Origin of the sequence: Pseudomonas sp. AS2.8, from assembly GCF_014190935.1 — a bacterium.
Taxonomy (GTDB): domain Bacteria; phylum Pseudomonadota; class Gammaproteobacteria; order Pseudomonadales; family Pseudomonadaceae; genus Chryseomonas.
The window spans coordinates 767,732-780,183 of record NZ_JACHVV010000003.1 but is presented as its reverse complement, the minus strand read 5'-3'; the positions used below and the strand labels follow the sequence as shown (position 1 = coordinate 780,183).

Genomic DNA, 12,452 nt, shown 5'->3' with positions numbered 1-12,452 from the left:
CGGCGGCGACGCGGTGCGGCACCCTGGGTATCCCTGCCTTCCGGAGCCCTGCCGATGACCGCTTCCCGCCGCCGCGCCTTCCTGCAGGGCGCCTGGCAGATCATGCCGCTGTCACTGGCCTGCGCGCCCTGGGGCATCCTGGTCGGTGCCCTGGCCATCGAGACCGGACTCAGCGTGCTGGAAGGCCAGGCCTTTTCGCTACTGGTGTTCGCCGGGGCGGCGCAACTGGTGGCCCTGGGCATGCTCAAGGCCGGCGCGGGCCTCGCCGCCATCCTGCTGACCACCCTGCTGCTGACCTCCCAGCACCTGCTCTATGGCCTGCACCTGAGACGCGTCCTGGCGCCCCAGCCGCTGCCCTGGCGGCTGGGCTTCGGCTTCCTGCTCACCGACGAATTCTTCGCCCTGAACCATGCCGAGCAACCGGCCGGCTTCGACCGCTGGCGCGCCCTGGGCATGGGCCTGAGCTTCTATCTGCTGTGGAATCTCTTCACCCTGGCGGGGCTGCTGCTGGGGCGGGTGCTGCCCAACCTAGGCGCCCTGGGCCTGGACTTCTCCATCGCCGCCACCTTCATCGCCCTGGTAGTGCCCCTGGTGCGCGACCTGGCCACCCTGGCCTGCGTGCTCACCGCGCTGCTGGTGTCGGTCTGGCTGCATCACCTGCAATGGCAGGGCGCCCTGGTGCTGGGCGGCCTGGCGGGGATGAGCGTGGGCTTTCTGGTCTGCCGCCTGCGGGGTCGCCTGCAATGATCCTCGCCACCGTGCTCGGCATGGCCGCCCTGGTCTTCTGCAATCGCTATCTCTTTCTCGAACCGCGCCTGCCGCTGCGCCTGGGCCGCAACCTGCGCACCTTCCTGGAATTCGCCGTGCCCGGGATGCTCACCGCCATCTGCGGCCCCATCCTGTTCTCCGGCGAAAAGACGCTGGCCGCGACCCTGGTCGATCCCTACCTGCTGGCGGCCCTGACCGCGGTGGGACTGATGCTCTGGACGCGGCGGGTGCTGACCACGGTGATCCTCAGCATGGGCGTGTTCTACCTGCTACGCTGGCTCCTCTAGCGCCGGGGCGGAACCGATCGGTGCCACGAGAGAGCCATGAACGGACAACAGGAAAATGCCCGCCTCTGGTCAGCCCGCGGGCTTGGCGGCGTCGAGTTGCTGCACGCCCGCTATCGTCGCCAGCGCTTCGCGCCCCATGTGCACGAAGGCTATGTGTTCACCGTGATCGAGCGCGGTGCCCAGCGCTTTCGTCACCGCGGCGCCGAGCACCTGGCCGCGGCCGGCAGCATGGTGCTGATCAATCCGGACGAGTTGCACACCGGCGCCACGGCGGTCGAGGAAGGCTGGCAGTACCGCGGCTTCTACCCGATGCTGGCGCAGCTGGGCCCCGTGTTCGCCGAGCTGGGACGCCCGCTGGATGCCACCCCGGCCTTCGCCACCAGCGTGCTGCACGACCCTCAGGTGAGCATGGTCTTCAGCCAGCTGCACCGGCTGGCCGATGGCGGCGCCGAGGCGCTGGAGCAGCAGGCCGCCTGGCGCGAGGCGCTGCTCCTGCTGTTCGGGCGCCATGCCCGCCTGGGCAGCCCGGCAGAACCGGGTCGCGAACCCCTGGCAGTGCGGCGCGCCCGCGAATTGCTCGGCCAGCGGTTGCAGCAACCGCCCAGTCTCGAAGAACTGGCCCGGGCGGTGGGGCTGTCGCCCTTTCATTTCCTGCGGGTGTTCCGCCGGGCGACGGGCCTGCCGCCCCACGCCTGGCTCAAGCAGCAGCGCCTGACCCGTGCCCAGGGCCTGCTGCGCGCCGGCTGGGCGCCTCTGGAAGTGGCCCTGCAACTTGGCTTTGCCGACCAGAGCCACCTCACTCGCCAGTTCAAGCAGGCCTATGGAGTGGCACCAGGTGCCTATCGCCGCGCCTGGCACGGCTAGCCGGACACCGACGAACGGTCCTGGCGGCGGAAGCGGCGTGCCAGAGCCCGGCAAGCGGCAATGGCGCCTGGCTCACCGGGAGCCCGGAGAAACTTTTCCCGGTCACCCCGGGCCTAGTCAGGAAGAACGCCGGCGCTGCCGGCCGCTCTCCCCTGCCCCTTTGGAGTTACCGGTATGACACTCGAAGAACGCATCCGCCAGCGCGCCTATGAAATCTGGGAACGCGAAGGTCGTCCCCATGGCCAGGATTTCGAGCATTGGTTCCAGGCCAATCGCGAACTGGAAGACCAGCCCGACGACAACCTAACCCAGGTCGGCGGCATCCAGAGCAGCGTCGCGCCGCCGGCACCCAAGCCGCGCAGCCGCTCGCGCAAGAAGGCAACCGCTGGCGACGCCTGAGGCCAGGCCCGCTTATTTGCGGATCATGTCGGCCGCCCGCTGGGTGGCCTCCGAGGTGCGGGTGGCCAGCTTGCGCACCTCGTCCGCCACCACAGCGAAGCCACGCCCCGCTTCACCGGCGCGAGCCGCCTCGATGGCCGCGTTGAGCGCCAGTAGGTTGGTCTGGGCGGCGATGCCCTGGATGGAGCCGACGATCTCGGTCACCTTCTGCAGGTTCTCTTCCATGGTGCGGTGCTGGTCTTCCTGGCTGCCGCGCAGGGATTCTTGCTCGTGCAGGGCATGGACGTCGGCCAGCGCGCCCACCACCCGCAGCGGCGTGCCGTCGGCGGTGCGCCTGGTCTGGCCGCGGGCGCGGAACCAGCGCACCTCGTTGTTCTTCAGTACCAGGCGATAGGTGATGTCGAAGCCAGTGCGGCCGCTGCGGTCGTTGATGTGTGAACCGAAGGCTTCCAGTACCCGGTCGCGATCTTCCGGGTAGAGGCGCGAGGCCCAGCTGTCCAGCACATCGGGGAATTCCTGGAGGGTCTCGTAGCCAAGCAGGCGACGGAATTGCGGCGACCACCAGAAGGGATTCTTGGGATTGAGCGGATCGCCGGCAATCACTTCCATATCCCAAAGGCCATCGTTGAGCATCTCCCGCGCCAGTTCGAAACGGGTCAGGGTAACGTCCAGTTCCTGGTCGCGTAGGCGCTGTTCGTGGATGTCCCGCAGCGAGCCGGCGACCCGCAGCGGGACACCGCGCTCGTCGCGCTGGGTCGCGCCGGTGGCGCGCATCCAACGGTATTCGCCGGATTTCAGGGCGATGCGGTACTGGACGTCGAAGGGGGTCTGGCCGGTGCGATCCTTCATGTGGGCGGCAAAGGCGTCCAGCACCCAGGCGCTGTCCTCGGGATGCAGGCGCTTGGCCCAGCTGCCCAGCTGGCTGGGAAAATCGTTTTCGTCGCGGAAGCCGAGCATGGCGCGGAATTGATCCGACCACCAGAAGGCGTTGCGCGGATTGACCGGATCGCCGGCCACCACTTCCATGTCCCAGAGACCTTCGCTGGAGCCCTGACTGACCATCTCGAAGCGGGTTCCCAGGCGCTTGGCCAGCGCCTCGCTCTCGGCTACCCGGGCGGTCAGCGCGGCATTGTCCTGACTCAGGCTCTGGACCTGCTGCTGCAGCTCATGCTGCTGTAGCAACAGCGCCTGCAGCCCCTTGTCCAGGCGTGCCAGGGTGGGCTCACCCTGGACGCTGCCGATCTCGCTTAGGGGTGTGCCGGTCTCGGTCGCCGTGGCCAGAACATCCAGTGCGCGCATGATCGAATAGTGCTTGAGCAAGGCCATGATCGAGTCCTCAAGGGGGAGCAGCCGCGGCAGGGGCTGCACGCGATCCAGACCTCTGTATCGGCCTTGCCGCTTCGCTCTTTAGCCCGTTCTAGAGCCTTTTTTCATGCTTTAGCGCCTTTGCCCGATCAGCGCCAGTCGTCCAGCAGCCAGACCTCGGGGTGATCGTAATGGGCGTCGCCCCGGTGCAGGGTGATGCCTAGGATCTCGCTGCGGAAACCTGCCGCCAGCAGCCAGCGATAAGCCCCAAGGCGGGCGGTGTTGACGCCGGCCAGCAGTCGCTGCTGGCCGTGGTCCCGGGCCAGGCCGTCGCAAGCAGCGATCAGTCGGGCGAAACGTGCCTCCGCCCCCGTGCCGGGCAGGACCGCCGCGCATTTCACATAGCAGACCCCGGTGCCCGCCTCGCTGTGGGGCCCGAAATGGCAGATGGCGAAACCCTCCGCTCGCCCCTGCGCGTCCTGCAGCAGCAGACTCTCGCCGAGCTTCTGCTCGCGTACCGCGCCCATCTCGGCGGAGACATCCAGCCCCGGCGCATTGGCCCGGCCCACCTCGGCGCAGGCCGCCAGCAGCCGGTCGGGTTCGGCCGCCAGGGAAAAGCGCAACGCCGGCGGCGCCGCCTGCGCCTGCAGCGGTCGCGCCATCACCGCGGTCAGGGTCTGCGGCCAGAAGCCGAAGCCCTGGTAGAGCCCCAGGTGGCGCGGACTGTCGGGAAAGGTGAAGAGTCCGGCATGCACCAGCTGCCAGGCATCGAGCTGCTCGACCGCGGTGCCCATCAGCGCCTTGGCCACCTTGGCGTCCCAGTAGTCCGGATGCACCGCCAGCGGGCCAAGGATGCCGTGGCGTCCCCAGCGGGTGACGCAGATGGCGCCGACCAGCCGCGCGCCGTCGAGAGCCTTGAACCAGGCGGTGTGGGGCGCGGCGAAGCGACTGCGCACATAGTCGCGGTCATTCCAGAATTCGCCCGGCTCGGCGGCGCCCATCCAGGTGGCGAAGGCCAGGCGCACCACTTCGGTGGTGGCCGGCAGGTCGGCGGCGGTCAGGGGTTCGACACTGAAGGCGGGGCTGGACATGGGGCGGCTCCTTGGCTGTAGGCCTTGGACCCGTCCGGCCGGGGCTTTGCGCCCGGGCGGCAATCGCCGGTTACAGCAGCAGCACCGCGGCCCAGCCGAACAGCAGCATCGGCAGGCTGAAATGCAGGAAGGACGGCACCACGGTGTCCCAGATATGGCTGTGCTGACCGTCCACGTTGAGGCCCGAGGTAGGACCCAAGGTGGAATCCGAAGCCGGCGAACCCGAGTCGCCGAGGGCGCCGGCGGTGCCGATCAGGCAGACGATGGCCAGCGGCGAAAAGCCCAGGTGCAGGCATAGCGGACCGAGGATGGCGGCGAGGATAGGCACGCTGGAAAAGGACGAGCCGATGCCCAGGGTCACCAGCATGCCCAGCAACAGCAGCAGCAGCGCGCCCAGGGCGCGGTTGTCACCGATCAGGCCGGCGGCGGTGGCGGCCAGGTCCTTGATCTGGCCAGTGGCGGTCAGCACCTCGGCGAAGCCGCCGGCGGTGAGCATGATGAAGCCGATCACCGCCATCATCTTCGCGCCCTCGCTAAACAGGTCGTCCGCCTCGCGCCAGCGCACCACGCCGGTAGCGGTAAAGACCACGAAACCGACCAGGGCACCGAGGATCATGGAGTCCAGCCAGAGCTGCACGCCAAAGGCGGCGATCACGGCGACCAGCGCCACCAGCAGGGTGCGGCCGTTGTAGGGACGGTCGGCCCGCTCGGTGCGCGCCACCAGACTGAGATCGTACCGCCGCGGCCGGCGATAGCTGACGAAGACCGCCAGCAGCAGGCCGACCACCATGCCTAGGGCCGGCAGCAGCATGGCGCGACTGGGGTCCACGCCGCTGACGTCGACGCCAGCGCGGGCCACGCTGGCCAGGAGGATGTCGTGCAGATAGAGACTGCCGAAGCCCACCGGCAGGAACATGTAGGGAGCGATCAGGCCGAAGGTCATGACGCAGGACAGCCGCCGGCGGTCCAGCTCCAGGCGCGTCAGCACATAGAGCAGCGGCGGCACCAGCAGCGGGATGAAGGCGATGTGGATGGGCAGGATGTTCTGCGAGGCGATGGACACCGCCAGCAGCAGACCGAGCAGCGCCCAGCGCAGCGAGCGTCCGCCCTGGCTGGCCTGCCGCTCCATCAGCGCCAGGGCGCGATCGGCCAGCATGTGCGCCAGACCCGACTGGCTGATGGCCACGGCGAAGGCGCCCAGCAGCGCATAGGAGAGCGCCACCTTGGCGCCATTGCCCAGGCCGGCGTTGAAGGCCAGCAGGGTGCCTTCCAGGCCCAGGCCGCCGACCAGACCACCGGCCACCGCGCCAGCGATCATCGCCACCACCACATGCACCCGGGCCAGGCTCAAGACCAGCATGAGCCCTACTGCTACCACCACCGCATTCATCGCCGACTCCGCACCACGAAAGGGCGCGCACTCTGCCGCAGCCCGGCGCAGGCGTCAAAGGCCGGGGATGGATGGTGGGGCGTGTAGCTTATCCACAGTGGCCGGTCCCGGGGGCGCCTGGACAGGTCCGGGAGACAGCTACCGGTGCGGGCTCGGGGACAGCCCTGCGCGGCTCCTGACATCCCGGCATTCCGGACAGGCGCCCTGGGCAGGATCAACGCTACTTACGCCAGCGCTCTGGAATGAACCTTTCACGGCCTGCAGGCGTCTGACGCGGACGCTTTCAAGGTCACGCCAAGGACGAACTGCCCATGCAAGACGCCATCGACATGCTGATTACCGCCTTCAGTCCGCACTCCTGCCTGGCCGTTCCCCGTCGCGCCGATCGCACCCTGCTGTTCACCGTCACCGACACCGCCCGCGCGGTCACGGTCACCAAGGCCATTCCCCTGTGCAACCTGGAATGCACGGCCACCCTGGCCACCGTGATCAAGGACCTGCAGCGCGATCTCGACCGGGCCATCGGCACCCTGAGCCCGGCAAGCCTCGCCGATCTGCGCCAGCGCGGCCCGCGGGTGCAGCGGTTCGAGAGCTGAGCGGAGTGAGGTAGGGGCTTTGCCGTAGGGTGGATGACGGCGCAGCCTCATCCACCGCAGATCCCGAGTCAGCCAGTGGAAAACGCTTTGCGGTTTTCCACGCTACCTACGGAGTTTGCCGGAAAGCGTGGGCGTTGGCTGCGCGCTCTCACCCCAGCCCTCTCCCTGAGGGAGAGGGGGTCATTCGGAGTAAGGTGGGGACTCTGCCGCAGGGTGGCTGACGGCGCAGCCTCATCCACCGCAGATCCCGCGCCAGCCAGTGGAAAACGCTTTGCGGTTTTCCACACTACATACGGAGTTTGCCGGAGAGCGTGGGCGTTGGCTGCGCGCTCTCACCCCAGCCCTCTCCCTGAGGGAGAGGGGGTCGTTCGGAGTGAGGTGGGGACTCTGCCGCAGGGTGGCTGACGGCGCAGCCTCATCCACCCCTGGCCATGCCGCTCAGCGCCGGCTGGTGCGGGTGCTGACGTCGACCCAGACGGCCAGGACCAGGATGCCGCCCTTGACGATCATCTGCCAGTAGCTGTCCACGTCGAGCATGGACATGCCGTTGTCCAGGCTGGCGATCACCAGGGCGCCGAGCAGGGCGCCGTAGACGGTGCCCGAGCCGCCGCGCATGGAGGTGCCGCCGATGAAGCAGGCGGCGATGGCATCCAGCTCGCCCATGGTACCGGCCGACGGCGAACCGGCGGCCAGGCGGGCAGTGTTGACCAGACCGGCCAGGGCGCACATCACGCCCATCAGGCCGAAGATGCCGAGCTTGATCGCCTGGACGTTGATGCCCGACAGCCGCGTGGCTTCCAGGTTGCTGCCCACCGCATAGATGCGCCGGCCGAATACCGTCTGGCTGGTGATGTAGCTGAACACCCCGAGCAGCACCAGCAGGATCAGCACCGGCACCGGGATGCCGTCATAGCGGTTGAGGGTCTGGATGAAGGCCGCCAGCACCACGCCGATCACCACCACCCGCAGCACGTCACGCCACAGCGGCGCGAGGGTCAGGCCGAGGGTCTTGCGCTTGCTGCGCTGGCGCCAGGTGAGTACCACGGCCACGGCGAACAGCAGCACGCCCAGGGCGCTGCCCACGGCCGGCGGCAGGTAGCCCTGGCCGAGGTAGACCAGTTCCGGCGACACCGGGGCGACGGTGACGCCGCCGGTGAGCCCGAGCAGCACGCCGCGAAAGGCCAGCATGCCGCCGAGGCCGACAATAAAGGACGGTATCCCGCGATAGGCACTGAGGTAGCCGTTGATCAGGCCGATCAGCAAGCCACCGGCGGCCACCGCCAGCAGGGTGATCGGCAGGGGCACGTGGTAGGTGACGTCGAGTATCGCCGCCACCCCGCCGAGCAGGCCGAGTTGCGAGCCCACAGAGAGGTCGATCTCGCCGGCGATGATCACCAGCACCATGCCGCAGGCGAGGATGCCGGTGATGGACATCTGCCGCAGCAGGTTGGAGAGGTTGCGCGGGGTGACGAAGCCGCCTTCGGTCTGCCAGCTGAAGAACAGCCAGATCAGGGCCACGGCGATCAGCAGGGCGAGCATCTTGTAACGGGTGAACAGCTGTTTCACGGCGTGCATCAGAAGTGCTCCCGGGCATGGGCGACCGCCCGTTCGGTGGTGCCCAGGGCCGCGGCCAGTACCCGCTCCTGGGTCAGATTCTCATTGGGGAAATCGCCGCGCAGCCGGCCTTCGCCGAGCACCAGCACCCGGTCGGAGACGCCGAGCACCTCGGCCAGCTCCGAGGAGACCATGACGATGGCCACGCCCTCCGCCGCGAGCAGGCCGATCAGCCGGTAGATCTCGAACTTGGCACCGACGTCGACGCCGCGGGTGGGCTCGTCGAGGATCAGCACCTGGGGCCGCGCCAGCAGCATCTTGGAGAGCACCGCCTTCTGCTGGTTGCCGCCGGAGAGGCCGGTGATGGGCAGGAAGGGGCTGCTGGTCTTGAGTTGCAGCCGGGCGATCTCGGTGTCGATGCAGGACAGTTCCGCCTCGCTGTCGATGCGACTCAGGTGGGCGAATCGGTCCAGCACCGTGAGGGTGATGTTCGAGCCCACGCCCAGGTCGGGAATGATGCCCTGGCGCTTGCGATCCTCCGGCACCAGGCAGAGACCGGCGCGAATGGATTTCAGCGGGGAGCGGGTGTCGATGCGCTGGCCATTGAGCCAGACCTCGCCTTCGTAGCGGCCGTCGTAGGCGCCGAAGATGGCCGAGACCAGTTCAGTGCGCCCGGCGCCCACCAGTCCGGCGATGCCGAGGATCTCGCCGGCGCGCACGGCGAAGGAGACGTCGTCGACGCGCTTGCGCTGGGGATTGTCGACGTCCAGGCAGGTGAAGTGGCGCGCCTCGAAGATCACCTCGCCGATCTGGTGGGGGATCTGCGGATAGAGGTTGGTCATGGCGCGACCGACCATCTGGGTGATGATGCGGTCGATGTCCATCTCGGCCATCGGCGTGGTGGCGATGTGCTTGCCGTCGCGGATCACCGTGATGGTGTCGCAGATGGCCGCCACCTCGTCGAGCTTGTGCGAGATGTAGACGCAGGCCACGCCTTGCGCCTTGAGGTCGCGGATGATGTCCAGCAGCACGGCGATCTCGGAGGTGGTGAGCGCTGAGGTCGGTTCGTCGAGGATCAAGAGTCGGGCGTTCTTGTTCAGCGCCTTGGCGATTTCCACCAGTTGCTGCAGGCCGCCGCCGTACTGGGACACCGGCAGGGCCACGTTCATGTCCGGCACCTTGAGCCGGCGCATCAGCTCGGCCGAACGCTGCAGCATGGTCGGATAGTCCAGCCGCCCGCCGAAGCGGCGTGGTTCGTGGCCCATGAAGATGTTCTCGGCCACGGACAGATCGGGCACCAGGGTCAGTTCCTGGTGGATGATGACGATGCCGGCCGCCTCGGATTCGGCGATGGACTGGGCTTCCAGGGGCCGCCCGTCCCAGCGGATCTCGCCTTCCCAGGTGCCGTGGGGATAGACCGCCGAGAGGACCTTCATCAGGGTGGACTTGCCGGCGCCGTTCTCGCCGCACAGCCCTACGCATTCGCCCGGACGCACCTTGAGATCGATGCCATCCAGCGCCCGCACCCCGCCAAAGCTCTTGGCGATGCCGTGCATTTCCAGCAGATAGTCGGCCATGGCCGCTCCTTGCCCAGGGGCCGCCCGACGCCAGGCGTCAGACGGCCAGCCGGTGGCCAGTGGTTATTTGCCGTCGATCTGGGCCTGGGTGTAGAAGCCGTCCTTGACCAGCAGGTCGACGTTGGCCTTGGTCAGCTCGGTGGGGGTGAGCAGCAGGGTGTCGACCTTCTTGGTGCCGTTGTCGTAGCTGGAGTTGAAGCCCGGCTTCTCGTTGCGCACCAGTTGCACCGACAGCTTGGCCGCTTCGGAGGCGATCAGCTTGAGCGGCTTGTAGACGGTCATGGTCTGGGTCCCGGCGATCACCCGCTTGATGGCGGCGAGGTCGGCGTCCTGACCGGACACGGCGACCTTGCCGGCCAGCTTCTGCGCGGCCAGGGCCTGGATGGCGCCGCCGGCGGTGGCGTCGTTGGAGGCGACGATGCCGTCGATCTTGTTGTCGTTGGCGGTCAGGGCGTTCTCGACGATGGCCAGGGCCTCGGTCGGGTTCCACTCCTTCACCCACTGTTGGCCGACGATCTTGACGTCGCCCTTGTCGATGGCCGGCTGCAGGACCTTCATCTGGCCCTGGCGGAGGATCTTGGCGTTGTTATCGGTGGGCGCGCCGCCGAGCAGGAAGAAGTTGCCCTTGGGCTGCGCCTTGAGCACGCCACCGGCCTGCATCTCGCCGACCTTCTCGTTATCGAAGGAGATGTAGGCATCGATGTCGGCGTTGAGGATCAGGCGGTCATAGGAGATCACCTTGACCCCGGCCTTCTTGGCCTCGGCCACCACGTTGTTCAGCACCGTGGCGTTGAAGGGCACGATGACGATGGCGTCCACGCCGCGGGAGATCAGGTTCTCGATCTGCGACAGCTGGCGCTGCTCGTTGGCGTCGGCGGATTGCACATAGACCTTGGCGCCGAGCTGCTCGGCGGCGGCGACGAAGTAGTCGCGGTCACGGGCCCAGCGCTCCAGGCGCAGGTCGTCGATGGAGAAACCGATCTTGGGATGCTGGGCGTCGGCCTGGGCGAAACCGGTGGTGCACAGGGCGAGCAGACCGGCGAGCAGGGTCGTCTTGAAAGTCATGGTGGCGTCCTTGGTTATTGTTGTTGTGGAGCGAGAGAACGGATTTGAGTGTAACGATTCAGCGGGCTTGCACAAGCGGGTCAGGCAGGCTTTTCTGCCGACCCGCTCGCGGTCGCTAGCGATACAGGTAGCGGTTGACCACGCCTTCGAGCAACTCCTGGCGACCGCTCACCGGCTGGGGCGCCAGGCCCTGGCTGAAGGTGTGCTCGGCCAGTTGTTCCAGACTCAGCTGGCCACCGAGGATGCGCTGACCAAGGGACTGGTCCCAGCCGGCATAGCGCTCGGTCTTGAACTTGCCCAGGGGGTCGTCCTGCAACAGCGCCGCGGCGCGCTCCAGCGACAGCGCCAGGGTGTCCATGGCTGCCACGTGGCCGTGGAACAGGTCGACGTCGTCCAGGCTCTGGCGCCGGACCTTGGCGTCGAAGTTGAAGCCACCGCGGGTGAAGCCGCCGCCCTTGAGGATCTCGTAGATCGCCAGGGTCATTTCCTCGACGCTGTTGGGGAACTGGTCGGTGTCCCAGCCGTTCTGCGGATCGCCGCGGTTGGCGTCGATGCTGCCGAACACGCCGAGCGCCACGGCACTGGCGATCTCGTGCTGGAAGCTGTGCCCGGCGAGGGTCGCATGGTTGGCCTCGATGTTGACCTTGATCTCCTTCTCCAGCCCGAATTGCTGCAGGAAGCCGAAGACGGTGGCCACGTCATAGTCGTACTGGTGCTTGGTCGGCTCCTGGGGCTTGGGCTCGATCAGCAGGTCGCCCTGGAAGCCGATGCGGTGCTTGTGCTCCACCACCATCCGCATGAAGCGGCCGAGTTGCTCGCGCTCGCGCTTGAGGTCGGTGTTGAGCAGAGTCTCGTAGCCTTCGCGGCCGCCCCACAGCACGTAGTTCTCGCCGTCCAGGCGGTGGGTGGCGTTCATCGCCGTGCAGACCTGGGTGGCGGCGCAGGCGAAGACTTCCGGATCGGGATTGCTGGCGGCACCGGCGGCATAGCGCGGGTGGCTGAAGCAGTTGGCGGTGCCCCACAGGAGCTTGAGGCCGGACTCGCTCTGGTGGCGCTCCAGATCGTCCACCAGGCGGGCGAAGTTCTCGCGGTACTCGGTGAAATTGGCGCCTTCGGGGGCGACGTCGGTGTCATGGAAGCAGTAGTAGTCCACGCCCAGCTTGCTGAAGAATTCGAAGGCCGCGGCGGCCTTGGCGCGAGCCTGCTCCAGGGGCGAACCCGCCGCCTGCCAGGGCCGCTGAAAGGTGCCCTGACCAAAGACATCGCTACCCGGCCAGACGAAGGTGTGCCAGTAGCAGACCGCCATACGCAGGTGCTCGCGCATGGGCTTGCCCATGACCAGGCGGTCGGCTTCGTAGTGGCGGAAGGCAAGCGGGGAATCGCTGTCGGGGCCGGCGTAGCGGACCTTTTCGACATTGGGGAAATAAGCCATGGCGTTGTCCTTGTTCTTATCTGTCGCACCCGATACGGCGTACCGGTTTGCGTCGATGGTAGCGCCGCCACCCGGGCTGCCTATTGTGAAAATCACCAGAGCCAGGTGCGATTTTGCCGCTTGA

Annotated in this window: 12 protein-coding genes; 5 read left to right on the top strand and 7 right to left on the bottom strand. The window is 67.5% G+C overall.

The genetic code is table 11. The features are described 5' to 3' along the window. The first annotated feature begins 54 nt into the window (after window positions 1-54). From FHR73_RS16030 to FHR73_RS16015, 4 genes are all read left to right on the top strand, one after another. Window positions 55-747 carry an AzlC family ABC transporter permease gene (locus tag FHR73_RS16030; RefSeq protein ID WP_183632560.1) on the top strand — a complete coding sequence of 231 codons (693 nt, stop codon included), beginning with the start codon at window positions 55-57 and terminating at the stop codon, window positions 745-747. Continuing rightward, window positions 744-1,055, top strand: a complete 312-nt coding sequence (locus tag FHR73_RS16025; RefSeq protein ID WP_183632558.1) for an AzlD domain-containing protein — start codon at window positions 744-746, stop codon at window positions 1,053-1,055. Before FHR73_RS16030 ends, FHR73_RS16025 begins: the two co-directional genes overlap by 4 nt. A gap of 36 nt (window positions 1,056-1,091) precedes the next feature. Beyond that, window positions 1,092-1,919, top strand: coding sequence for an AraC family transcriptional regulator (locus FHR73_RS16020; protein WP_183632556.1), 828 nt, complete (start codon window positions 1,092-1,094; stop codon window positions 1,917-1,919). A 174-nt stretch (window positions 1,920-2,093) separates the two neighbouring features. Continuing rightward, window positions 2,094-2,318 (top strand): DUF2934 domain-containing protein, encoded by a 225-nt coding sequence (locus FHR73_RS16015; RefSeq protein WP_007159825.1) that lies wholly within the window; start codon window positions 2,094-2,096, stop codon window positions 2,316-2,318. A gap of 12 nt (window positions 2,319-2,330) precedes the next feature. Here the strand turns inward: FHR73_RS16015 and FHR73_RS22640 are convergent, their stop codons facing one another. The 3 genes from FHR73_RS22640 to FHR73_RS16000 all read right to left on the bottom strand — a co-directional run bounded on the left by FHR73_RS22640 (window position 2,331) and on the right by FHR73_RS16000 (window position 6,104). After that, entirely contained in the window at window positions 2,331-3,644 is a 1,314-nt protein-coding gene (locus tag FHR73_RS22640; protein ID WP_183632554.1) for a PAS domain-containing methyl-accepting chemotaxis protein, read from the bottom strand. Window positions 3,645-3,772: 128 nt separating this feature from the next. Further along, complete coding sequence (locus FHR73_RS16005; RefSeq protein ID WP_183632552.1) at window positions 3,773-4,714, bottom strand: GNAT family N-acetyltransferase; 942 nt, start codon at window positions 4,712-4,714, stop codon at window positions 3,773-3,775. Window positions 4,715-4,784: 70 nt separating this feature from the next. After that, window positions 4,785-6,104, bottom strand: coding sequence for a Na+/H+ antiporter family protein (locus FHR73_RS16000; RefSeq protein WP_183632550.1), 1,320 nt, complete (start codon window positions 6,102-6,104; stop codon window positions 4,785-4,787). A gap of 311 nt (window positions 6,105-6,415) precedes the next feature. Between FHR73_RS16000 and FHR73_RS15995 the strand changes: the two genes are divergently transcribed. Continuing rightward, window positions 6,416-6,700, top strand: coding sequence for a hypothetical protein (locus FHR73_RS15995; RefSeq protein ID WP_183632548.1), 285 nt, complete (start codon window positions 6,416-6,418; stop codon window positions 6,698-6,700). Window positions 6,701-7,138: 438 nt separating this feature from the next. Here FHR73_RS15995 and FHR73_RS15990 read toward each other — a convergent pair whose 3' ends face one another. The 4 genes from FHR73_RS15990 to xylA form a co-directional block, all read right to left on the bottom strand. Further along, a complete protein-coding gene (locus tag FHR73_RS15990; protein WP_007159830.1) occupies window positions 7,139-8,275 on the bottom strand; it encodes a sugar ABC transporter permease in 1,137 nt (378 codons plus the stop codon). Then, complete coding sequence (gene xylG / locus FHR73_RS15985) at window positions 8,275-9,831, bottom strand: D-xylose ABC transporter ATP-binding protein (RefSeq protein ID WP_183632546.1); 1,557 nt, start codon at window positions 9,829-9,831, stop codon at window positions 8,275-8,277. Before xylG ends, FHR73_RS15990 begins: the two co-directional genes overlap by 1 nt. A gap of 63 nt (window positions 9,832-9,894) precedes the next feature. Next, window positions 9,895-10,896 (bottom strand): D-xylose ABC transporter substrate-binding protein, encoded by a 1,002-nt coding sequence (xylF, locus tag FHR73_RS15980; protein ID WP_007159832.1) that lies wholly within the window; start codon window positions 10,894-10,896, stop codon window positions 9,895-9,897. Window positions 10,897-11,011: 115 nt separating this feature from the next. Beyond that, a complete protein-coding gene (gene xylA / locus FHR73_RS15975; protein ID WP_183632544.1) occupies window positions 11,012-12,328 on the bottom strand; it encodes a xylose isomerase in 1,317 nt (438 codons plus the stop codon). Between the last annotated feature and the right edge of the window lie 124 nt (window positions 12,329-12,452).

Excerpts from the sequence above, each read along its gene's own strand:
- FHR73_RS16030 (WP_183632560.1), top strand. The coding sequence starts at position 55 with ATGACCGCTTCCCGCCGCCGCGCCTTCCTGCAGGGCGCCTGGCAGATC.
- FHR73_RS16005 (WP_183632552.1), bottom strand. The coding sequence starts at position 4,714 with ATGTCCAGCCCCGCCTTCAGTGTCGAACCCCTGACCGCCGCCGACCTG.
- FHR73_RS22640 (WP_183632554.1), bottom strand. The coding sequence starts at position 3,644 with ATGGCCTTGCTCAAGCACTATTCGATCATGCGCGCACTGGATGTTCTG.
- FHR73_RS15990 (WP_007159830.1), bottom strand. The coding sequence starts at position 8,275 with ATGCACGCCGTGAAACAGCTGTTCACCCGTTACAAGATGCTCGCCCTG.
- FHR73_RS15995 (WP_183632548.1), top strand. The coding sequence starts at position 6,416 with ATGCAAGACGCCATCGACATGCTGATTACCGCCTTCAGTCCGCACTCC.
- FHR73_RS16000 (WP_183632550.1), bottom strand. The coding sequence starts at position 6,104 with ATGAATGCGGTGGTGGTAGCAGTAGGGCTCATGCTGGTCTTGAGCCTG.
- FHR73_RS16025 (WP_183632558.1), top strand. The coding sequence starts at position 744 with ATGATCCTCGCCACCGTGCTCGGCATGGCCGCCCTGGTCTTCTGCAAT.
- xylF (WP_007159832.1), bottom strand. The coding sequence starts at position 10,896 with ATGACTTTCAAGACGACCCTGCTCGCCGGTCTGCTCGCCCTGTGCACC.
- FHR73_RS16020 (WP_183632556.1), top strand. The coding sequence starts at position 1,092 with ATGAACGGACAACAGGAAAATGCCCGCCTCTGGTCAGCCCGCGGGCTT.
- xylG (WP_183632546.1), bottom strand. The coding sequence starts at position 9,831 with ATGGCCGACTATCTGCTGGAAATGCACGGCATCGCCAAGAGCTTTGGC.
- FHR73_RS16015 (WP_007159825.1), top strand. The coding sequence starts at position 2,094 with ATGACACTCGAAGAACGCATCCGCCAGCGCGCCTATGAAATCTGGGAA.
- xylA (WP_183632544.1), bottom strand. The coding sequence starts at position 12,328 with ATGGCTTATTTCCCCAATGTCGAAAAGGTCCGCTACGCCGGCCCCGAC.